The organism is Curvibacter sp. GW821-FHT09D12 (assembly GCF_059416245.1).
The window spans coordinates 1-19,260 of sequence record NZ_JBWKOU010000045.1 but is presented as its reverse complement, the minus strand read 5'-3'; the positions used below and the strand labels follow the sequence as shown (position 1 = coordinate 19,260).

The window sequence follows — 19,260 nt, the reverse complement described above, 5'->3', positions numbered from 1 at the left end:
GCCTTTTTTTGCTTACTTTTTTTGGCGAAGCAAAAAAAGTGAGGCGCCCGCCGGGGCGCAATCCCGGCCTCCGCCCTGAAACAAGGCATGCAGCTAGAAAAGCGCCACGCCGATCACGAACGCCGTTCATGCTCGTGCCTCCCGCCACCGCCGAGCCAGCCCAGCAAAGCTCAAATAAATCACCGGCGTGGTGAACAAAGTCAGCATCTGACTGACGATCAGCCCCCCCACCATGGTGACCCCGAGCGGATGCCGCAACTCACTCCCCGTCCCGGTGCCCAGCATCAGCGGCAGGGCGCCCAATAAAGCCGCCAGCGTGGTCATCAGGATGGGCCGGAAGCGCAGCAGGCAGGCCTGGTAGATGGCATCGCGCGGGGCCAGACCCTGCTCTCGCTCGGCCTCCAGGGCGAAGTCGATCATCATGATCGCGTTCTTCTTCACGATGCCGATCAGGAGCACGATGCCGATGATGGCGATGATGCCCAGGTCCAGCCGGGCCGCCAGCAGGGCCAGCAACGCCCCCACGCCAGCCGAAGGCAGGGTGGAGAGGATGGTCACCGGGTGGATGTAGCTTTCATACAGCACGCCCAGCACGATGTACATCGTCACCACCGCGGCCAGGATCAGCAGCAGGGTGTTGGTCAGCGACGCCTGGAAGGCCAGGGCCGCGCCCTGGAAGCCGCTCTCCACGCTGGCCGGCAGGTCCATGGCCGCCTGCTCGGCCTTGATGGCCTCCACCGCCTCACCCAGCGAGGCCCCGGGCCCGGCGTTGAAAGAAATCGTCACCGAGGGGATCTGCCCCGCGTGGTTGACCGCCAGCGACACCGGGCGCTCGGTGACCCGGGCCACCGTGCTGAGTGGCACCACCCCGCCCGCGCTGGTGGGCACGTACAGGCGCGACAGGGCCTGCGGGCCCAGTTTGTCAGCGGGCTTGACCTCCAGCACCACCCGGTATTGCGTGGTCTGGGTGAAGATGGTCGAGATCAGGCGCTGGCCGTAGGCGTCGTACAGCACGGCGTCGATGCCGGCCACCGTGACGCCCAGGCGCCCCGCCGCATCGCGGTCAATGTCGACCCAGGCCTGCAGGCCTTGATCCTGCAGATCGGTGGCCACGTCGGCCAGCTCGGGGCGCTTCTTGAGTCGCTCCACCAGGTCACGGGCCACACGGCCGAGCTCATCGATGTTGGGCGAGGACAGCATGAACTGGTATTGCGTGCGCGCCACCCGGTCTTCGATGGTCAGGTCTTGCACCGGTTGCATGTACAGCGCGATGCCGGGCACGGCCTTGAGATTGGCCGTCAGGCGCCGGATCACCTCGCTGGCCGTCACGTCGCGCGCTTCACGCGGCTTCAGGTTGATCAGCATGCGGCCGGCATTGAGCGTGGCATTGGCGCCGTCCACCCCGATGAAGGACGACAGGCTGGCCACCGCCGGGTCTTGCAGCACCTGCTCGGCCAGGGCCTGCTGGCGCTCGGCCATGGCGGCGAACGAGGTGTCCTGCGAGGCCTCGGTGATGCCCTGGATGACCCCGGTGTCCTGCACCGGGAAAAAGCCCTTGGGCACCCAGAGGTAGAGCAAGGCCGTCAGCCCCAGCGTGGCGGCAAAGACCAGCAGGGTCAGGGCCTGACGATCCAGCACCCAGCCCAGCATGCGGCCATAGCCGGCAATCATGCGGTCGAAGAAGCGGCCCGTGGCCTGGTACAGGCGGCCGTGGCTTTCTTCGGGCGTGTGGCGCAGCACCCGTGCGCACAGCATGGGCGTGAGCGTGAGCGAGACCACGGCCGAGATCAGGATGGACACCGCCAGCGTGATGGCGAATTCGTGAAACAGGCGCCCCACCACATCGGCCATGAACAACAGCGGGATCAGCACCGCGATCAGCGAAATGGTCAACGAGATGATGGTGAAGCCGATCTGCTTGCTGCCCTTGAGGGCCGCCTCCAGCGGGCTGTCGCCCTCTTCCACATAGCGCGCGATGTTCTCTATCATCACGATGGCATCGTCCACCACAAAGCCGGTGGCGATGGTGAGCGCCATCAGCGTGAGGTTGTTGATCGAGAAGCCGGCCAGGTACATCACCCCAAAGGTGCCGACCAGCGACAGCGGTACCGCCACCGCCGGGATCAACGTGGCCGAGACACTGCGCAGGAAGATGAAGATCACCATCACCACCAGGGCCACGGCCAGGGCCAGTTCGAACTGCACGTCCTCCACCGAGGCGCGGATGGTGGTGGTGCGGTCGGTCAGCACCTGCACCTCGACCGACGCGGGCAACGTGGCCTTGAGCTGGGGCAGCAGGGCCTTGATGCGGTCCACCGTCTCGATCACGTTGGCCCCAGGCTGGCGCTGCACGTTGAGAATCACGCCGGGCTGCAGATCGGCCCAGGCCGCCAGCCGCAGGTTCTCGGCGTCATCCACCACGGCAGCCATGTCCTTGAGGCGGATCGGGTTGCCATTCTTGTAGGCCAGGATCAACTGGGCGTACTCGCGCGCCGACTTGAGCTGGTCGTTGGCGTCCACGGTCGAGGCGCGGGAGTAGCCGTCGAAGCTGCCCTTGGCCTGGTTGACGTTGGCCGCCGTGATGGCGGTGCGCACGTCCTCCAGCGTGAGGCCGGCCGCAGCCAGCACCGCCGGGTCGGCCTGAATGCGCACAGCCGGGCGGCGCCCGCCAGCGATGCCCACCATGCCCACACCGGCCACCTGAGAGATCTTTTGCGCCACACGAGACTCGACCAAATCGTGCACCCGGATCACCGGCAGCGTGGGCGAGGTGATGGCCAGGGTCAGGATGGGGGCGTCGGCCGGGTTCACCTTGCTGTAGGTGGGCGGCATGGGCAGGTCACTGGGCAGCAGGTTGCTGCCGGCATTGATGGCGGCTTGCACCTGCTGCTCGGCCACGTCGAGCGTCACATCGAGCGTGAAGCGCAGGGTGATCACCGAGGCCCCCCCCGAACTGGTGGACGACATCTGCGACAAGCCCGGCATCTGGCCGAACTGCCGCTCCAGCGGCGCCGTGATGGACGAGGTGACCACGTCGGGGCTCGCGCCCGGGTACAGGGTGGTGACCTGGATGGTGGGGTAATCGACCTCAGGCAGGGCCGACAGGGGCAGCAGCCGGTAGGCCAGCAGGCCCACCAGCAACAAGGCCACCATCAGCAAGGAGGTGGCCACCGGCCGCAAGATGAAAAGGCGCGACAGGTTCATGCGGAGGTGCTCCACCGCAAAGCAGGCTTCGGTAGCACAGCGTGGCGCATGGCTCAGCCCCCGCTTTCGCGCTGCTGGCGACGCTCACGCAGCTTTTGCAAATAGGCGCGACGCTCCTCAGGCGGCATGGCCTTGAGCTTCTCCACCAGCTCGGGCGGCAGGGCGTCCATCCAGCGCGGGCGGGCTTCGCCCTCGGCACTGGTGCCCGGGGAGGGAGCGGCAGAGGGTGCGGATGCCGGGGCGTTGGCCGGGGCAGCAGCATTGCCCTTGGAAGATGCGGAAGATGCGGAAGATGCGGAAGATGCGGAAGGTGATGTGGGCGCGGCGGCCGCATCGCTCTGGCCCTGGGCCGGGGCTGCCGCGGGCTTTCCTGCACCCGCCTCAGGGCCCGCGGCGGCGCCTGCTGGGGCCCCAGAGGGGGCCCCAGCACCGGGCCGGCTGCCGCGCTTGGCTTCGATCACCTCCACCTTGGCGCCTTCACGCAGGCGGTCGGCACCGTCGGTGACCAGGCGATCCCCCGGCTCGACCTCACCCTCGATGGCCACCCAGTCGCCATCGACCGCGCCGGTCGTGACCTTGCGCAGCGTGACGCTGCCATCGTCCTTCACCAGGTACACAAAGGTGCCCATGCTGCCCCGCTGGATGGCGTTGTTGGGGGCGACCAGGGCGTTGGGCAGGGTGTCGAGCTGCAGCCGGATGTTGACAAACTGGTTCGGGAACAGCGTGCCATCCGCGTTGGGAAACTCGGCCTTGAGCTTGATGGTGCCCGTGGTGGTGTCGATGGCGTTGTCGGTGGTCAGCACCCGGCCCTGGGCCAGGCGCTTGCGCTGCTCGCGGTCCCAGGCCTCCACGGCCAGCACACTGCCCTTGGCCTGCAGGCGCCGCGTGATCTGCGGCAGGTGAGCCTCAGGCACGGCAAACACGACCGCAATCGGCTGCGTCTGGGTGATGGTGACCAGCCCGGTGGTGTCACTGGCGTGCACGATGTTGCCCAGGTCGACCTGGCGCAGGCCCAGGCGCCCGCTGATGGGCGCGGTCACCCGCGTGTAGGAGAGCTGCAGGCGCGCGTTGTCCACCTGGGCCTGATCGGACTGCACCGTGCCTTTGAGCTGGCCCACCAAGGCCTCCTGGGTGTCCACCTGCTGCTTGGCAATCGAGTCCTTGGCCAGCAGATCGCGGTAACGTGCCAGGTCCAGCTCGGCATTCTTCAATTGCGCGGCATCGCGCTGCAGCTGGCCCTGCATCTGGGCCAGCGCAACTTCGTAGGCTCGGGGGTCGATCTCCGCCAGCAAATCACCCGCCTTCACCTGTTGGCCTTCCGTGAACAGGATGCGGCGCAACTCGCCATCCACGCGGGCTCGCACCGTGGCGGTATTGAGCGCCGTGATGGTGCCAATGGCATTGACTGACACCCGCAGGTCCTGGCGCTTGGCCGCCCGGGCCGACACCGGCTGGGGCCGGTTGCCGGCGCCGAAACGGCGCGCCCCGGCCGCGGCGCCAGCCCCTTCGGCCGCGCCCTCGGGGGGCGTGGCGCCCTGCTTCTTCCAGTACCAGGCGCCACCGGCCCCCAGGCCCAGCAGCAGGATGAGCAAGCCGACCAGCCCCGCGCGGGAACGGCGCCGCGGCGGAGGCAAGCCCCCCGCCGGGGTCGGCAGGGGCGCAGCAGACACGGGAGACAAGGCGCTGGGTTCGGAGTGGGCGTTGGGGTCGGTCATGGAAGATCAGCCAAGGTTCGGGACAGGCCCGGGACAAAAGGGGACAACAGAAATGCCGCATGCAGGGGGCGCAGACCCCAGCGGGCCGAGAGGGCACCGGGGCTCATTCGCTGAGTTGGGCACGAAAGCCTCCGGTCGTGCTGAGCGATTGCTCCAGACGATCCAGCAGACCGCAGGCCTGCTGCAGCAGGGCGAGCTCATCGGCGGGCAAGGCAGCCAAGTGGGCGGCCATGGCCTGCTCGGCCGCCTCCACCGCGGCGCGCAGGCCTGCCACTCCGGCTGGGGTAAGGGCCAGCAGCGAGCGACGTCCGTCAGCCGGGTCGTCAGAGCGACGCACCCAGCCCTCAGAGGCCAGCTCGGCGAGCAGGCGGGTGAGCGATTGCAATCGAACGCCTTCGCCGCGAGCCAGTTCGGTCGGGCTCATGGCGCCCTGCCGGCCCAGGCGACTGAGCACGCTGAGCTTGAGCGTGCCCATGCCCTCGGCCTCCAGGCCTGGGCGCAGACGGCGCGCCAACTGCAGCACACTCGCGCGCAGCTGCACGGCACATTGAAGAGGAGACAGGACAGGGGAACTCATGCCAACACCCGAAAACGCCCTAAATACCAAGCTTTGACTTGGCAATTATGGTAAGCGATTTCTTACAAACACAAGTCAGAGAAACCCCGCAGAAGCTGCAAGGCCGAGCGCATCTTAGGGAAGGGGCCCCGCACGGAGGGCCGGAGCCGCGCTCTTTTACGCGGAATTTACCTGCTCAAAGCCAGCGCGCCGCGACGCTGAGTGCCAGGCTCAGCACCACGGTGGAGGCCAGCGGAATCGACCATTCTCGGCCGAACAGGCGAAAGCGGAAGTCGCCCGGCAGGCGGCCAAAGCCCAGGCGCTGCAACCAGGGCGTGATGCCGCTGATGAGCACCAGCACCAGAAAGACGACGATGAACCAGCGGATCATGCCGCCGAGTGTAGAGCGTGTTCCGGGTCTACCACGGGTCGCGTCGCGGTGGCCGCGTCAAAACGCGCCAGATACTGGGGCTGCTCGGTACCACACCAGCGGTCCCACCCCGTGAACCACAACCCGTAGTTGCCTCGGCCGTTCTCGTGGTGCAGGTGGTGGTGGGTGGTGGTGGTGAAGTGCCGCCCCAGCCAGTGACGGGCAAAACCGCGCGGCAGGGTCTCGATGGACAGGTGGCCATGGGCGTTGCGGATGATCTGATGCAGCGAAAACACCAGCAGCACCCCGCCATGCACCGGCACGGCCCACAGGATCAGGGGTGTGACCAGGCCATTGATCAAGGCCTCGACCGGGTGGAAGGCATAGGCCGCCCAAGGCGAAGGGTTGCGCGAGCGGTGGTGCACCCCATGAACGTGGCGAAACAGCCAGCGCGAGTGCAGCAGGCGGTGCGTCCAGTAAAAATAGGCGTCGTGAAACACCAGCATCAGTGGCAGGCTCAGCCAGAACCAGGCCCAGCCGTAGCGCCCGGCCTGGCGGTACACCACAAACTGGCCGTTCCAGATCAGGGCCACCACCCCCAGGCTGATGCCGGCAAACACTGCCATCGACATCAGGGAATAGACGATCTCGCGCTTCAGGTCGGCCTGGCGCGGCCAGCCCGAGATGACGCGATGCGCCAGCCGTCGGCGCAGCAAAACGTGAACCCCGCCCCACAGCAGCAGGGCCACGACCAGGTAGCGCCCGGCCTCCATCAGGTAGCTGCCCGTCCAGACCTGCAGCAGCAGGCGGCTGCTGTCGGCGTCCATCCCTGGAAAATTCATGTCAACTCCTTGTTCAGCGGGTCATGCGGTACTTTTCGAGGACGGGGCCTGGTCCCAAGGCCCCCGTCCATCTGCATTCTGACCAGCGCCACCTTGGGCACAGCTGAAGATCAGGCCCTGTGCTGCAGCCCCGGCAGCCGCACCTCGAAACCGATGCCTCGCCCCGCCAGCCCCGGCCCCAGGCAGACATCACCGCCAAGCGAGCGCGCCGCCTGACGCACGATGGCCAGGCCCAGGCCGGCGCCCCCGGCACCACCGGCCTGCTGCCCCCGACCCCGCACAAAGCGCTCAAAAATGTGGGCCTGCTCCGCCTGGGCAATGCCAGGCCCGTCATCGCGCACGCCCAGGCACAAGGCCCCATCGTCCTGCCGGGCCAGCGTGACCTGCACCCGCCCCCCTTGACGGGGGCCATAGCGCAAGGCGTTGTCCAGCAGGTTGTCGAGCATTGATTGCCAGGCACTGGCCGGCAGGGGCCAGGCCAGGCTGTCCGGGCTGTCCAGGTCCAGGTCCACCCCGGCGGCCAGGGCGCGTGCGCTGAAGGCGGCCAGGCTCTGCCGACACAGCTCGGCCACGTCCACCGGCCGGGCATCGGGGGCCGGCCGGGCCTCGTCCAGGGCCGCCAGCACCAACAGTTGCTGGGTCAGGTGCGAGGCGCGCTCGATGGCCTGCTGCAAACCGGCGTGGGCGGCCTGCCGATCCGTCTCGCTGTCGGCCTGCAGCAGCCAGTGCGCCTGGGCGGCCATCACGGCCATCGGGGTGCGCAATTCATGGGCGGCATCCTGCAATCGGGCGCGCTCCAGGGCCAGGCGCTCCCGCAGGCGGCCCAGCACCGCATTGAATGCCACCCCCACGGTGCGGATCTCGGTGTAGCGTTCGTCCACCACCAGCGGCGACAGGTCGTCGCCCCGGGCCTGCTGAAGCTGGGCGCTGAGCTGGCTCAAGGGCCGCAGGCCACGCCACACCACCAGCACCACCGGCAGCAGCGCAAACGGAAAGGCGATCAGCAGGTTGGGCAACAGGTCGCTGGCAATCCAGGTCAGCGCCGTGCTGTCGGCCACGCCCACCGTGGCCAGGCGCAGCGACCAACGCGCGTCATCGACCTGCGCCACCCAAACCAGGCGGCCCTGCAAGGTCTGCGACTGCACCTGATCGGGCTGCCCCAGCAAAGGCTGATCGCCCAGCGTTGCGCTGGCGTAAAGGCGTTGCCCCCCCTCGCGGGCCCGCAGCTCCAGCCACAGGGGCGCCAGCGCGTGGCCCTGGTTGCTGCTCGGGTCGGCACGTGAGGCATTGAGCATGATGTCGGCCGTGGCCGCCACGGTGGCGGCGTCGGCCGGCTGTTCGATGATGCGCAGGCCTTGCACCATCACCCGAGCCAGTTGGAGCAAGGCCGCATGGTCGCTGACCGAATGCTTGAAACGAGCGTAGTTGTAGCCGGTGAGCACCAGTTGCACCAGCACAAAGGCCAAGCCCAAGGCCAGCATCAGGCGGCGCATCAGGGAGACCGGGGCGGCAGGAGGTCGGTGCAGGCTCACAAACTCAGGCCCTCAGCAGGTAGCCCACGCCGCGCACAGTGTGAATGCGCTCGGGCCCCAGCTTGCGGCGCAGGTTGAACACATGCACCTCCAATGCATTGAAGTCGATGGCCTCGCCCAGCGGCTCCAGGCGCTGGGCCAGAAAGCCCTTGGGCACCACGGCGCCGGGCTCGCGGGCGAGTTCGAGCAGCAGCTTGAATTCGCGCGGGGTGAGGTCCATCGCCTGCCCGTGCAGCCGGGCCACATGGGCGCGGGGCTCGATCGACAGTTCCCCCAGGTTCCAGACCTCGCTGGCCTGCCGGGCGTATCGGCGCAGCACGGCACGGATGCGCGACACCAGCTCGGCCGGGGCAAAGGGCTTGACCAGAAAGTCGTCGGCGCCGCCGTCCAGGCCCTCCAGGCGGTCCTGCAAGGCCGAGCGCGCCGTGATCACGATCACCGGCACCGCACTGGCCTGGCGCCGCCACTGCGCCAGCAGTTGCAGACCGTCGCCATCGGGCAGGCTGAGGTCCAGCAGCACACAGTCGACCCAGGCATGGTCGACCACTGCCGGCGCATCGGCCACACGGCGCAACCACTCGCAGCTGAAGCCCTCCAGCTGGAGCGCAGCCTGCAGGGCACGCCCCAGGTCCAGGTCATCTTCGATCAGCAGCAGGTGCATGGCGACCAGGATGGCACAGACAAGCTTGGCGCCGGCTTAAGACACTCAGAGCCGGTGCGTGCGGTCGCCGTGGGCAAAGCCCAGGGGCGCCCACTCGGCGCCGCGGCCCAGCGCGATGACCTTGAAGAACTCGCCCATCTCATGCTCGGTGATGAGCTTGAGCGTCATGCTGCGCAGGGCCAGGTCATCGGTCGGCATCAGCTCCACCAGGCCGCAGTTGATCAGGAAGTGCGCCTGGGTGGTGTAGCCCAGCACATCCAGCCCCGACTCCTGCGCCGCGAGCGCAATGCCCGTGAAATTGACGTGGGCCGTGATGTCCTTCAGCCCCGGGTCGGCCAGGGGGTCGCTGTCGGCCCGGTGGCCGCGGTGGCACATCACCGTGCCCATGTGGCGCTGCGGGTGGTAGTACTCGCTCTCGCCAAAACCGTAGTCGATCAAGAAAATCGCACCGCGCTCCAGGTGGTCCGACAGGGTGCGCACAAAGGCCTCGCCCTGGGGGTGGATCTCGGTCAGGTAGTCATGCGGGCCCTCGATGTCCAGCGGCGGGCGCAGCTCGGTGGGGCGGTCGGCCCACACCAGTTGGCCTTGCTGCACGGCCACACCGCGCTCGTGCCAGACGCCGCCGACGCGGGCCAGCAGTTGCACCGGCATGGCGTCGAGCACCTCGTTGCCCACCACCACGCCGCTGAAGCGTTCGGGCAGCTCGAAGGCCCATTGCACCCGGTCGCCAAAAGCCGCCAGGGTCTGCTGCTGGCGCTCGCGCAGGCTGCCCGACAGGTCGACGATGGTGTAGCGGCGCACCCGATCGCCCAAAGCAGTCAGCAGTTGCCCTGCCAGGGCGCCCGAGCCGGCACCGAACTCCCACAACTCGTCGGTGCCGTTGGCCTCCAGCGCCTGCGCCAGTTGGGCGGCCAGGGCCTGCCCGAACAGCGGCGACATCTCGGGTGCCGTGACAAAGTCGCTGCCCGAGCCGGGCAAGGTGCCGAATTTGCGGCTGTCGTTGGCGTAATAACCCAGGCCGGGGGTGTACAGGGCCGCGGCCATGTAGGCGTCAAAGCCCAACCAGCCGCCAGCGGCCTCGATGTCGCGCTGCAGGCGGCTCAGCAAGGGGTTGTCGGTCGGCGAATCGCTCGAATTTTCGGCCGTCAGGGGGGAATCAGGGGGGGACATGGGGTTCGTGCTCACCCGCATATTGTCCATGTTCAGGGTCCGTGATGGCTCAGCCCCCAATGCCCCTGAACCGTGCACGGTGCGGCGGCGGCGTGGACAATCGCCCTCCATGACCGAAGCAAGTGTTGAATCCGTCGAACTTCCGCGCACCGTGCTGATCACGGGTGCAGCCCGGCGCCTGGGGCGAGAGATGGCGCTGGACCTGGCCCGCCATGGCTGGCGCGTGGCCGTGCATTACCGCCATTCCCGCACCGATGCCGAGGCCACCGCCCTGGACTGCGCCGCGCTGACCCCGGGGTCGGCCGCCTTCGCCGCCGACCTGCAGGACGAAGCCGCCGTGCGCCAACTCGTGCCACGCGTGGCGGCGACGCTGGGACGGCTCGACGCCGTGGTCAACAGCGCCTCGCTGTTCGAGCACGACGACGTGGGCACCTTCAGTTTCACGGCCCTGGAGCAGCACCTGCGCAGCAACGTCGGCGCGCCCATCCTGCTGGCCCAGGCCCTGCACCAACACCTGCAACAGCGCCAGGCCCAGGGGGTGGTCGTCAACCTGTTGGACCAGAAGCTCTGGAACCAGAACCCCGACTTCCTCAGCTACACCTTGTCAAAAGCGGCCCTGGAAGCCGCCAACACCATGCTGGCCCACGCGTTGGCCCCGCGCCTGCGCCTGGTCGGCGTGGCCCCCGGGCTGACCCTGACCAGCCACATGCTGAGCGACGAGAAATTTCAGCAACTGCACAGGCTGTCGCCGCTGGGGCGCTCGTCGTCCAGTGCCGACGTGGCCGCCACGGTACGATTCGCGCTGGAAAACCAATCCATCACCGGCACCACCCTGCTGGTGGACGGCGGCCAGCACCTGATGCGCTTCGAGCGCGACTTTTCGCTCATGTGAATGAGCCCTTACATCGCCCCTTCACCATGAGCTACAACACCAAAGGCACCCAGATCCTGACCCTGAACGGCCTGCGCTTCGACGCCAACCTGGGCATTCTGGAGCACGAGAAAACCAGCCCACAGCCGATCCAGGTCGATGCCGAACTCAACCTCGGCACCCAGCCCCTGCTGCCCACCGACGACGACATCCACCATGTGCTCGACTACCGCAAGGTGCGACAGATCATCATCAACGAATGCACCGCCGAGCACGTCAACCTGCTGGAAAGCCTGATCGGCAAGCTGGCCCACCGCCTGATGCAACTGCCCGGCGTGCTGGGCGTGCGCGTGAAAATCGCCAAGTTGGAAATCTTCGAAGACTGCGAAGTGGCGATCCGGGTGGAGACGGGGCATTGGTGAGACCTGCCCGTGTCAACCTGAAACAGAGCCGCTTGCGGCTCCAATGCGACAATAAGCCCCATGAATGCCGTTTGGATTGACCCCGAGAACACCGCCTCCGCCGAGGAGGCGGACGCCCAGAAGCGCGAGCTGAAGATCGAGCGCGAAACCCACAAGCTGGAAAAGCGCCTGTGCCGCCAAGTGGGCCAGGCCATTGTCGACTTCAACATGATCGAAGCCGGCGACCGCATCATGGTGTGCATGTCGGGCGGCAAGGACAGCTACGGCATGCTCGACATCCTGCTCAAGCTCAAGGCGCGTGCGCCCATCAGCTTCGAGCTGGTGGCCGTCAACCTCGACCAGAAGCAGCCAGGCTTTCCTGACCACATCCTGCCCGAATACCTGGCCGGCCTGGGCATTCCCTTCCACATCGAGACGCAGGACACCTATTCCATCGTCAAGGAGAAGGTGCCCGAGGGCAAGACCATGTGCAGCCTGTGCAGCCGGCTGCGCCGCGGCATCCTGTACCGCGTGGCCCGCGAGCTCAAGTGCAACAAGCTGGCGTTGGGCCACCACCGCGACGACATGCTTCAGACCTTTTTCCTGAACATGTTCTTTGGCGGCAAGCTCAAGGGCATGCCCCCGAAGCTGGTCAGCGACAACGGCGAGTTCACCGTGATCCGCCCGCTGGCCAATGTGGCCGAAAAAGACCTGATCCGCTGGGCCGAGCACCGCCAGTTCCCCATCATCCCCTGCACGCTGTGTGGCAGCCAGGAGAACCTGCAACGCAAGCAGGTCGGCAACATGATCCGCGACTGGGAAAAGAAATACCCTGGCCGCATCGAGAACATGTTCACGGCGCTGCAGAACGTGGTGCCCTCGCACCTGATGGATGCCAAACTGCACGACTTCAAGAACCTGCGCCCCACCGGCATCGCCGACGACGAGGGCGACAAGGCCTTTGACCATGAAGAGTTTCCCGCCAGCAGCACGGCCTTGAACGGCCTGCAGGTGGTGCAACTCTGACCTTTCTGCGTGTCACCCCCATCGGGGTCAGGAGATTCGCATGATGAGCAAACGCGCGACAACACGATGGCCCCTGCTGCTCTGGCTGGGCCTGCTGGGCCTGCTGCTGAGTGGCTGCGCCAGCACCCACTGGCAGGTCGAGAGCGATGTCGAAACCTATGCCAGCACCCCGGTGGTGAGCCCTGGCAGCCGTTTCCGTTTCGAGCGCCTGCCCTCGCAGGAACAGGCCACACCGCCTGAAGCCCAGGCCCGCATCGAGGCCCTGGCCCAAAAGGCACTTGAGAAGGTCGGCCTGCAGCGCGACGACGCCAACGCCCAGTTCAGCGTGCAGGTCGGTGTGCGCACCACCACGGTCACCGACCCCTTTGCCCCCTACCCCTTCGGGGGCTGGCCAGGCTACGGCTGGTCGGGCCGGGTGTGGGCCGGACGAGGCATGTACTACGGCTCGGGCACGCGCGGCCTCTGGGGTGGCATGCCCTATGCGCCGCCGCGGGTGCTGCGCGAGGTGGCCCTGCTGATCCGCAGCCACACCGATGGCAAGGCGGTGTACGAGACCCATGCTGCCAGCGACGGCCTCACGCGCAGCGAAGAAGTCACCCTGGGTGCACTCTTCGAGGCCTCACTGCAAGGCTTTCCGACCCCGCCCACCGGGCTGCGGCGCGTCAACATCGACGTGATGATGCCGCCCTGAGCGCGGCCGCGCACAAGCACTCGCCGCATCGTCGGACGCCTAGAATGGTCGCCATGGACGTCACCCGAATCATTGCCATCCGACATGGCGAAACCGCCTGGAACGTGGACACCCGCATCCAGGGCCAGCTCGACATCCCCCTCAACGATCAGGGCCAGTGGCAGGCGCGCCGAGTGGGCGCCGCCCTCGCCTCCGAGGCGCTGCACGCCATCTATGCCAGCGATCTGGCCCGGGCCTGGCAGACCGCCGGCCAGATCAGCGAGCACACCGGCCTCAGCGTCACCCCACACACCGGTCTGCGCGAACGCGGCTTCGGCAGTTTCGAAGGCCGCACCTTTGCCCAGATTGAAACCGAATTGCCCGACCAGGCGCACAAATGGCGCACCCGCGACCCCGAGTTCGCCCCAGAAGGCGGCGAATCGCTACTGAGCTTTCGCCAGCGTGTGGTCAGCACCGCGGCCGAACTGGCCGCCCGCCACGCCGGCGAACAGATCGTGCTGGTCGCCCACGGCGGTGTGATGGATGTGCTGTACCGCGCCGCCACCGGCCAGGAGCTTCAGGCCCCGCGCACCTGGGCATTGGGCAATGCCGCCATCAACCGCCTGCTCTGGACACCGCAGGGCTTCACCCTGGTGGGCTGGTCCGACACCCAACACCTTCAAGACGAGTCCCTGGATGAAAGCACCACCTGAGGCACTGCTGGCCCTGCGCGGCCAAGGCACCGACGCCATCGACACCCCGGCCCTGGTGATCGACCTCGACGCCATGGACCGCAACATCCAGCGCATGGTCGACTTCAGTGCCAAGCACCAGATCCAGTGGCGCCCGCACGCCAAGATGCACAAGAGTGCCGAGCTGGCCCGCCTGTTGATCAGTGCTGGCGCCACCGGCTGCTGCGTGCAGAAGACCAGCGAGGCCGAGGCCCTGGCTGCGGGCGGCGTGAACGACATCTACATCAGCAACCAGGTGATCGCACCGGCCAAGCTGGCCCGTGTGGCCGGGTTGGCGCAAACCCTGGCCACCCGCGGCGGCTGGCTCACGCTGGCGGTGGACAGTGTGCTTGGCATCGAGCGCCTGGACCAGGCCCTGGCGCACAGCAGCGCCCGGGTGCGCGTGCTGGTCGAAATCGATGTCGGCCAGGGCCGCTGCGGCGTGGCGCCCGGCGAGGCTGCCGTGGCCTTGGTGCGCGACATCAAAGGCCGGCCGCGTCTGCAGTTTGGTGGCCTGCACGCCTACCATGGCGGGGCCCAGCACCTGCGCAGCGCCAGCGAACGTCGCCAGGCCATTGCCAATGCCGTGCAGGCCGTGAACCGCAGCTGCGAAGCGCTGCAGAGTGCCGGTTTCCAGATTCCCCTGATCACCGGCGCGGGCACCGGCACCCTGGTGCTGGAGGCTGCCAGCGGGGTGTACGGCGAGTTGCAGGCCGGCTCCTTTCTGTTCATGGACGCCGACTACTCGCTCAATGAGCGCGATCCGGCGCAACCCCAGTTCGAACACGCCTTGTTCGTCAAGACCCAGGTCATCAGCGCCCGCCACGGCCATGCGGTGTGCGATGCCGGCCACAAAAGCCACGCCGTCGACAGCGGCATGCCCCGCGTGCACACCCTGCCCGGTGCCGAACCGCTGGTGTTCAGCAATGGCGGCGACGAGCATGGCCTGCTGACCACCGTGCGCCCTGCAGCGGCGCTGCCTGAGCTGGGCTCGACCCTGTGGCTGATCCCAGGCCATTGCGACCCCACCGTCAACCTGCATGACCACCTGGTCGGCGTGCGCGGCGGGCTGGAGCACGGCGTGGTCGAACGCATCATCAGCGTGGATGCGCGCGGCGCACTGACCTGATCCCTCCGGGTTGATGCGGAGGCGACCGACAGACGGCAGCCCCAACAATGGCGGGCATGAGCGCCACCCAGATCATCGTCCTGGCCACCCCCGTGTTCTTCGCCCTGATGGCGCTGGAGTACGCCTGGGGTCGCCGCACCGGCCGCAACACCTATAGTCTGCCCGACACCTTGAGCAGCCTGGCGCTGGGCGTGCTCAGCCAATTGAGCGCCGTGTTCATGGTGGCCCTGTCGCTGGGCCTGTACACCCAGGTGTGGCGGCATGCCGCCCTGTGGCGGGCGAATGACTTCTGGTTCAGCCTGCCCGGCTGGTGGCTGGCCCTGCTGTTCTATGACTTCTGCTACTACTGGCTGCACCGCATGGGCCATGAGGTGGCCCTGCTGTGGGCGGCCCACGTGGTACACCACCAGAGTCAGCACTACAACCTGTCGACCGCGCTGCGCCAGACCAGCAGCGGCCCCCTGCTGGCCTGGCTGTTCTATCTGCCGATGGCGCTCGCCGGCGTGCCGCCCCAGCAGTTTGCCGTGGTGGCACTGATCGACCTGCTCTACCAGTTCTGGATCCACACCGAGCACGTGCCGCGCCTGGGCTGGTTCGACCGGGTCTTTGCCTCGCCCTCGAACCACCGCGTGCACCACGCCGTGAACGACGCCTACCTGGATCGCAACTACGGCGGCATCCTGATCCTCTGGGACCGCCTGTTCGGCACCTTCCGCGAGGAATCAGAACCCTGTGTGTACGGCACGCGCAAGCCCCTGAACAGCTGCAACCCGCTGTGGGCCAATGCCGAGGTCTATGCCGACCTGCTGCACACCAGTCGGCGCACTCCACGCTGGGGCGACCGACTGCGGGTATGGTTCAAGCCGCCAGGCTGGCAGCCGCCCGGCCTGGGCGCCGTGAAACCGGCCTTCGACCCGGCCACTGTGCCCCGCTTCGATCCGCCTTTAGCGGGCCCCCAGGCCCTGTTCTGCGGCGCGCAGTTTCTGGCCCTGCTGGGCGCCTCAGCCAGCTTTTTATGGCTGGCCGAAGGCCATGCGCTGCCGCAGCTGCTGCCCTGGGCCGCGGCCCTGGTGCTGGGCTGGTGGTGTCTGGGCGCCGCCCTGCAAGGGCGCCTGGCCTGGCTGGAGGTGGGCATGCTCGAAGCCGCGGCCCTTGCCACGCTCACAGGGGCCGAAGGTCTGCAGGGCTGGCACCACCTGTTCAAACCGCTGGCCATGGCGCTGGCCTGGGTGTGGGTGCTGCGCCGGGCCGCACCCGGCCAACCCGAAGGGCGCTTGCTGCTGGCCCTGAGCGCCTGCCTGGTGGGCGACGTGATGCTGATGCTGCCCGGCCTGTTTCTGCCCGGCCTGGCCGCCTTTCTGTTGGGGCACCTGGCCTACCTGGCGCGCTGGCGCCAGGATGCCCCCTGGCTGGCCAGCCGCCCGGCCCTGCTGGGCTGCGCCAGCGCCGGGGCCTTGATGCTGGCCGTGCTGTGGCCCCACCTCGACCCGGTGCTGCGCATCGCCGTGCCGGCCTATGTGGGCGTGATCGTGCTGATGGCCGCCCAGGCCCTGGGCCGCGCCACGGTGCTGCGCACCCCCGCCGCCTGGGGCGTGGCCGCCGGCAGCCTGTGCTTCATGGTCAGCGATTCGCTGCTGGCCCTGAACCGCTTTGTGGCCCCCCTGCCCCAGGCCACGCTGTGGGTGCTGGGCAGCTACTACCTGGCGCAGTGGCTGCTGGTGAGAAACTCAGCCCAAGCCCAAGCCCAAGCCCAAGCCCACGCCGAGCCAAGCTGATCAACCGCCCGACAAATCACTCGCGTTCTTCGACGGCGTCACCCCCAGGTGACGGTAGGCGGCCAGGGTGGCGATGCGCCCGCGCGGCGTGCGCTGCAGGTAGCCCTGCTGGATCAGGTAGGGCTCGATCACGTCTTCGATGGTGCCCGACTCTTCGCCGATGCTGGCGGCGATGTTGTCCAGCCCGACCGGGCCGCCATCGAAGCGGTGGATCACGGCCTCCAGCAGCTTGCGGTCCATCACGTCAAAGCCCTGCGGGTCGACATCGAGCATGGTCAGGGCACGTTCGGCGATGGCGCGGGTGATGCGGCCGTCGCCCTTGACTTCGGCGTAGTCGCGCACCCGGCGCAGCAGGCGGTTGGCGATGCGGGGGGTACCGCGTGAGCGGCGGGCAATCTCGAAGGCGCCGTCGTCATCGATCGGTGTGTTGAGCAGGCCGGCGCTGCGGCGCACGATGCGGGTCAACTCTTCGGCAGTGTAGAACTCCAGGCGCGCCACGATGCCAAAACGGTCGCGCAGCGGGTTGGTCAGCATGCCGGCCCGGGTGGTGGCCCCCACCAGGGTGAAGGGCTGCAGGTCGAGCTTGATGCTGCGCGCGGCCGGTCCCTCGCCGATCATGATGTCGATCTGGTAGTCCTCGAGCGCGGGGTAGAGGATTTCCTCCACCACGGGTGAAAGCCGGTGGATCTCGTCGATGAACAACACATCGTTCTTCTCGAGGTTGGTCAGCAGCGCGGCCAGGTCCTTGGGCTTTTCGAGCACCGGGCCGCTGGTCTGGCGCAGGTTGACGCCCAGTTCGGCCGCGATGATGTGGCTCAAAGTGGTCTTGCCCAGCCCGGGCGGGCCGAACAGCAGCACATGGTCCAGCGCCTCGGCACGCTTGCGCGCGGCGCCGATGAAGATGTCGAGCTGCTCGCGCACCTTGGCCTGGCCCACGTACTCGTCAAGCAGCTTGGGGCGCAGGGCGCGCTCGATGGCCTCTTCATGGGGCGAGGTCGGCGCCGCCGACACCACGCGCCGGTCGGGGGCGGGAACAGGGGCGAAATCGTCGGTCTGGATGGTCACGGCGGCTCAGGACAGGTCAGGGCTTCAGAAAAAACCGGGTGAGGCGTCAAGCCGGCTCACCCGGGTCAAGACTATATAGCGCCGCCCTGGCAAAGACAGCGTGGCCGGCTCAAGTGAGGGCCTCGGATGCCGATAAAGCAAGTAACCTTTACTGACATTCAAATCAGAACGGTCACAAACCACGGGTCCGATGATGACGAAGAACCAAGAACACACCAGAACCCTCCTGCCGACGGACCGACCCGGCATGAATCGACCCTTGACCCTGTCTCTGCTCTTGCTGACCTGCGCCCTGGGGTTGGGCCTGGCGGGCACCGCCCGCGGGGCAGACGACCATGGCGATGCCCATGGCAAGCCCCCAGCCAAAGCCACTGAGAAGGCTGAAAAAGCCGAAAAAGCCAGCCCGGCCGCCAGCCCAGCCGACGTGGCAGCCCGGATCCGCGAAGGCGTGGAGCGCAACAACCAGGCCGGCCGCGGTGCCAAGGGCGAAGGCGCCACCGTGATCGAGGTGCGCATGCCCAAGGCCACGCCCACCAAACCCTCCGGGGCCCTGGCCAATCCGATCGATGCGCGCAGACTCGCCGCCGCCGACAAGGAAAGCAACAGCCGCGAGTACATCCGGGCCAAGGCCGCGGCCATGGCCGGGGGCGAGGACGCGCATGGCAAGGCCGAAGGGGCCGCCGCCGAGGTCCACGGCCAGCACGGCAGCGCCCACTGGGAGTACGAAGGCGAGAACGGTCCGGCGGCCTGGGGCAAGATGCAGCCCGAGTTCAGCACCTGTGGCCTGGGCCGGCGCCAATCGCCGGTGCACATCACCGATGCCGACACCCTGGTGGGGCCTGCCGAACCGCTGCAACTGCGCTACATGCCCAGCACGGCGTCGGTGGTGAACAACGGCCACACCATCCAGGTCGACCTCGACCCGGCCAGCCCCAACACGCTGACCGTGCGCGGCTCGACCTACAAGCTGGTGCAATTCCACTTCCACCACCCGGCCGAAGAGCGCATCAACTACAAGGGCTATTCGATGGTGGCCCACCTGGTGCACAAGAACGACCAGAACCAGCTGGCCGTGGTGGCCGTGCTGATGGACCCAGGGCCGGCCAGCGCCTTCATCAACAAGGTCTGGACCTACATGCCGCTGGACAACCAGGACCGCGTGCAGATGCCCCCGGGCGCCCTGAACGTGGCCGACTTGCTGCCCCCCGATCTGCGCTATTACCAGTTCCTGGGCTCGCTGACCACGCCCCCCTGCACCGAAGGCGTGCTGTGGCTGGTGCTGAAAACCCCCGTCACCCTGAGCCCGGAGCAACTGCGCCTGTTCTCCAAACTGTTCCCCAACAACGCCCGCCCCACCCAACCCCTGAACAACCGCGTGGTGCGAGAAGTGCAATGACCGGCGATGCGTGAACGTTGAGGGCCGCCAGCCCCCCTTCACCGTCCAGCCGGCCTGCAACGAAGGGGTCAGGCCGGCGCCGGGCCGCCCCAAGGCGGCCTGCGGCCCCCTCGGGGGGCTGAGCCCTGCGGCTCCAGGCCTGCCTG

Annotated in this window: 17 protein-coding genes; 8 read left to right on the top strand and 9 right to left on the bottom strand. The window is 67.6% G+C overall.

Features of this window, described 5'->3' with window-relative positions; all coding sequences use genetic code 11:
* Positions 1–126: 126 nt before the first annotated feature.
* The 8 genes from AC07PT_RS30220 to AC07PT_RS30185 form a co-directional block, all read right to left on the bottom strand.
* On the bottom strand, positions 127–3,204 hold the full coding sequence (locus tag AC07PT_RS30220) for an MdtB/MuxB family multidrug efflux RND transporter permease subunit (RefSeq protein ID WP_492350305.1): 3,078 nt from the start codon (positions 3,202–3,204) through the stop codon (positions 127–129).
* Positions 3,205–3,257: 53 nt separating this feature from the next.
* Entirely contained in the window at positions 3,258–4,919 is a 1,662-nt protein-coding gene (locus AC07PT_RS30215) for an MdtA/MuxA family multidrug efflux RND transporter periplasmic adaptor subunit (RefSeq protein ID WP_494659162.1), read from the bottom strand.
* A 103-nt stretch (positions 4,920–5,022) separates the two neighbouring features.
* Positions 5,023–5,496, bottom strand: coding sequence for a MarR family winged helix-turn-helix transcriptional regulator (locus AC07PT_RS30210; protein ID WP_492350307.1), 474 nt, complete (start codon positions 5,494–5,496; stop codon positions 5,023–5,025).
* Between the two features lie 175 nt (positions 5,497–5,671).
* A complete protein-coding gene (locus AC07PT_RS30205) occupies positions 5,672–5,866 on the bottom strand; it encodes a DUF2905 domain-containing protein (RefSeq protein ID WP_019575982.1) in 195 nt (64 codons plus the stop codon).
* Positions 5,863–6,687: a sterol desaturase family protein gene (locus AC07PT_RS30200; RefSeq protein WP_494659161.1), complete on the bottom strand. Its 825-nt coding sequence runs from the start codon at positions 6,685–6,687 to the stop codon at positions 5,863–5,865. Before AC07PT_RS30200 ends, AC07PT_RS30205 begins: the two co-directional genes overlap by 4 nt.
* 110 nt (positions 6,688–6,797) lie before the next feature.
* Positions 6,798–8,219 carry an ATP-binding protein gene (locus AC07PT_RS30195; RefSeq protein ID WP_494659160.1) on the bottom strand — a complete coding sequence of 474 codons (1,422 nt, stop codon included), beginning with the start codon at positions 8,217–8,219 and terminating at the stop codon, positions 6,798–6,800.
* 4 nt (positions 8,220–8,223) lie between these two features.
* Positions 8,224–8,880, bottom strand: a complete 657-nt coding sequence (locus AC07PT_RS30190; protein WP_492350310.1) for a response regulator — start codon at positions 8,878–8,880, stop codon at positions 8,224–8,226.
* Positions 8,881–8,925: 45 nt separating this feature from the next.
* On the bottom strand, positions 8,926–10,050 hold the full coding sequence (locus AC07PT_RS30185; RefSeq protein ID WP_494659159.1) for a class I SAM-dependent methyltransferase: 1,125 nt from the start codon (positions 10,048–10,050) through the stop codon (positions 8,926–8,928).
* Positions 10,051–10,159: 109 nt separating this feature from the next.
* Here AC07PT_RS30185 and AC07PT_RS30180 point away from each other — a divergent pair, with 109 nt between their 5' ends.
* Genes AC07PT_RS30180 through AC07PT_RS30150 form a run of 7 tightly spaced genes read left to right on the top strand, consistent with a single transcriptional unit; the run spans position 10,160 to position 16,653 of the window.
* Positions 10,160–10,942 (top strand): SDR family oxidoreductase, encoded by a 783-nt coding sequence (locus AC07PT_RS30180; protein ID WP_492350312.1) that lies wholly within the window; start codon positions 10,160–10,162, stop codon positions 10,940–10,942.
* 26 nt (positions 10,943–10,968) lie between these two features.
* Complete coding sequence (locus tag AC07PT_RS30175; protein WP_492350313.1) at positions 10,969–11,343, top strand: dihydroneopterin aldolase; 375 nt, start codon at positions 10,969–10,971, stop codon at positions 11,341–11,343.
* A 60-nt stretch (positions 11,344–11,403) separates the two neighbouring features.
* Positions 11,404–12,348: a tRNA 2-thiocytidine(32) synthetase TtcA gene (gene ttcA, locus AC07PT_RS30170; protein ID WP_494659158.1), complete on the top strand. Its 945-nt coding sequence runs from the start codon at positions 11,404–11,406 to the stop codon at positions 12,346–12,348.
* 40 nt (positions 12,349–12,388) lie between these two features.
* Positions 12,389–13,039 (top strand): DUF4136 domain-containing protein, encoded by a 651-nt coding sequence (locus tag AC07PT_RS30165; protein WP_492350316.1) that lies wholly within the window; start codon positions 12,389–12,391, stop codon positions 13,037–13,039.
* A 53-nt stretch (positions 13,040–13,092) separates the two neighbouring features.
* Entirely contained in the window at positions 13,093–13,731 is a 639-nt protein-coding gene (locus tag AC07PT_RS30160; RefSeq protein ID WP_494659157.1) for a histidine phosphatase family protein, read from the top strand.
* Entirely contained in the window at positions 13,715–14,878 is a 1,164-nt protein-coding gene (locus AC07PT_RS30155; RefSeq protein WP_494659156.1) for a DSD1 family PLP-dependent enzyme, read from the top strand. Before AC07PT_RS30160 ends, AC07PT_RS30155 begins: the two co-directional genes overlap by 17 nt.
* A gap of 56 nt (positions 14,879–14,934) precedes the next feature.
* Positions 14,935–16,653 (top strand): lysoplasmalogenase family protein, encoded by a 1,719-nt coding sequence (locus AC07PT_RS30150; RefSeq protein WP_494659155.1) that lies wholly within the window; start codon positions 14,935–14,937, stop codon positions 16,651–16,653.
* Here AC07PT_RS30150 and ruvB read toward each other — a convergent pair whose 3' ends face one another.
* Positions 16,654–17,718 carry a Holliday junction branch migration DNA helicase RuvB gene (ruvB, locus tag AC07PT_RS30145; protein ID WP_492350320.1) on the bottom strand — a complete coding sequence of 355 codons (1,065 nt, stop codon included), beginning with the start codon at positions 17,716–17,718 and terminating at the stop codon, positions 16,654–16,656.
* A 247-nt stretch (positions 17,719–17,965) separates the two neighbouring features.
* Here ruvB and AC07PT_RS30140 point away from each other — a divergent pair, with 247 nt between their 5' ends.
* On the top strand, positions 17,966–19,114 hold the full coding sequence (locus AC07PT_RS30140) for a carbonic anhydrase (protein WP_492350321.1): 1,149 nt from the start codon (positions 17,966–17,968) through the stop codon (positions 19,112–19,114).
* The last annotated feature ends 146 nt before the right edge of the window (positions 19,115–19,260 follow it).

Bases quoted from the DNA above. Each gene is read 5' to 3' on its own strand.
- AC07PT_RS30165 (WP_492350316.1), top strand. From the start codon at position 12,389: ATGATGAGCAAACGCGCGACAACACGATGGCCCCTGCTGCTCTGGCTG.
- AC07PT_RS30205 (WP_019575982.1), bottom strand. From the start codon at position 5,866: ATGATCCGCTGGTTCATCGTCGTCTTTCTGGTGCTGGTGCTCATCAGC.
- AC07PT_RS30200 (WP_494659161.1), bottom strand. From the start codon at position 6,687: ATGAATTTTCCAGGGATGGACGCCGACAGCAGCCGCCTGCTGCTGCAG.
- AC07PT_RS30160 (WP_494659157.1), top strand. From the start codon at position 13,093: ATGGACGTCACCCGAATCATTGCCATCCGACATGGCGAAACCGCCTGG.
- AC07PT_RS30185 (WP_494659159.1), bottom strand. From the start codon at position 10,050: ATGTCCCCCCCTGATTCCCCCCTGACGGCCGAAAATTCGAGCGATTCG.
- AC07PT_RS30150 (WP_494659155.1), top strand. From the start codon at position 14,935: ATGAGCGCCACCCAGATCATCGTCCTGGCCACCCCCGTGTTCTTCGCC.
- AC07PT_RS30175 (WP_492350313.1), top strand. From the start codon at position 10,969: ATGAGCTACAACACCAAAGGCACCCAGATCCTGACCCTGAACGGCCTG.
- ttcA (WP_494659158.1), top strand. From the start codon at position 11,404: ATGAATGCCGTTTGGATTGACCCCGAGAACACCGCCTCCGCCGAGGAG.
- AC07PT_RS30140 (WP_492350321.1), top strand. From the start codon at position 17,966: ATGAATCGACCCTTGACCCTGTCTCTGCTCTTGCTGACCTGCGCCCTG.
- AC07PT_RS30215 (WP_494659162.1), bottom strand. From the start codon at position 4,919: ATGACCGACCCCAACGCCCACTCCGAACCCAGCGCCTTGTCTCCCGTG.
- AC07PT_RS30220 (WP_492350305.1), bottom strand. From the start codon at position 3,204: ATGAACCTGTCGCGCCTTTTCATCTTGCGGCCGGTGGCCACCTCCTTG.
- AC07PT_RS30210 (WP_492350307.1), bottom strand. From the start codon at position 5,496: ATGAGTTCCCCTGTCCTGTCTCCTCTTCAATGTGCCGTGCAGCTGCGC.
- AC07PT_RS30190 (WP_492350310.1), bottom strand. From the start codon at position 8,880: ATGCACCTGCTGCTGATCGAAGATGACCTGGACCTGGGGCGTGCCCTG.
- AC07PT_RS30180 (WP_492350312.1), top strand. From the start codon at position 10,160: ATGACCGAAGCAAGTGTTGAATCCGTCGAACTTCCGCGCACCGTGCTG.
- AC07PT_RS30155 (WP_494659156.1), top strand. From the start codon at position 13,715: ATGAAAGCACCACCTGAGGCACTGCTGGCCCTGCGCGGCCAAGGCACC.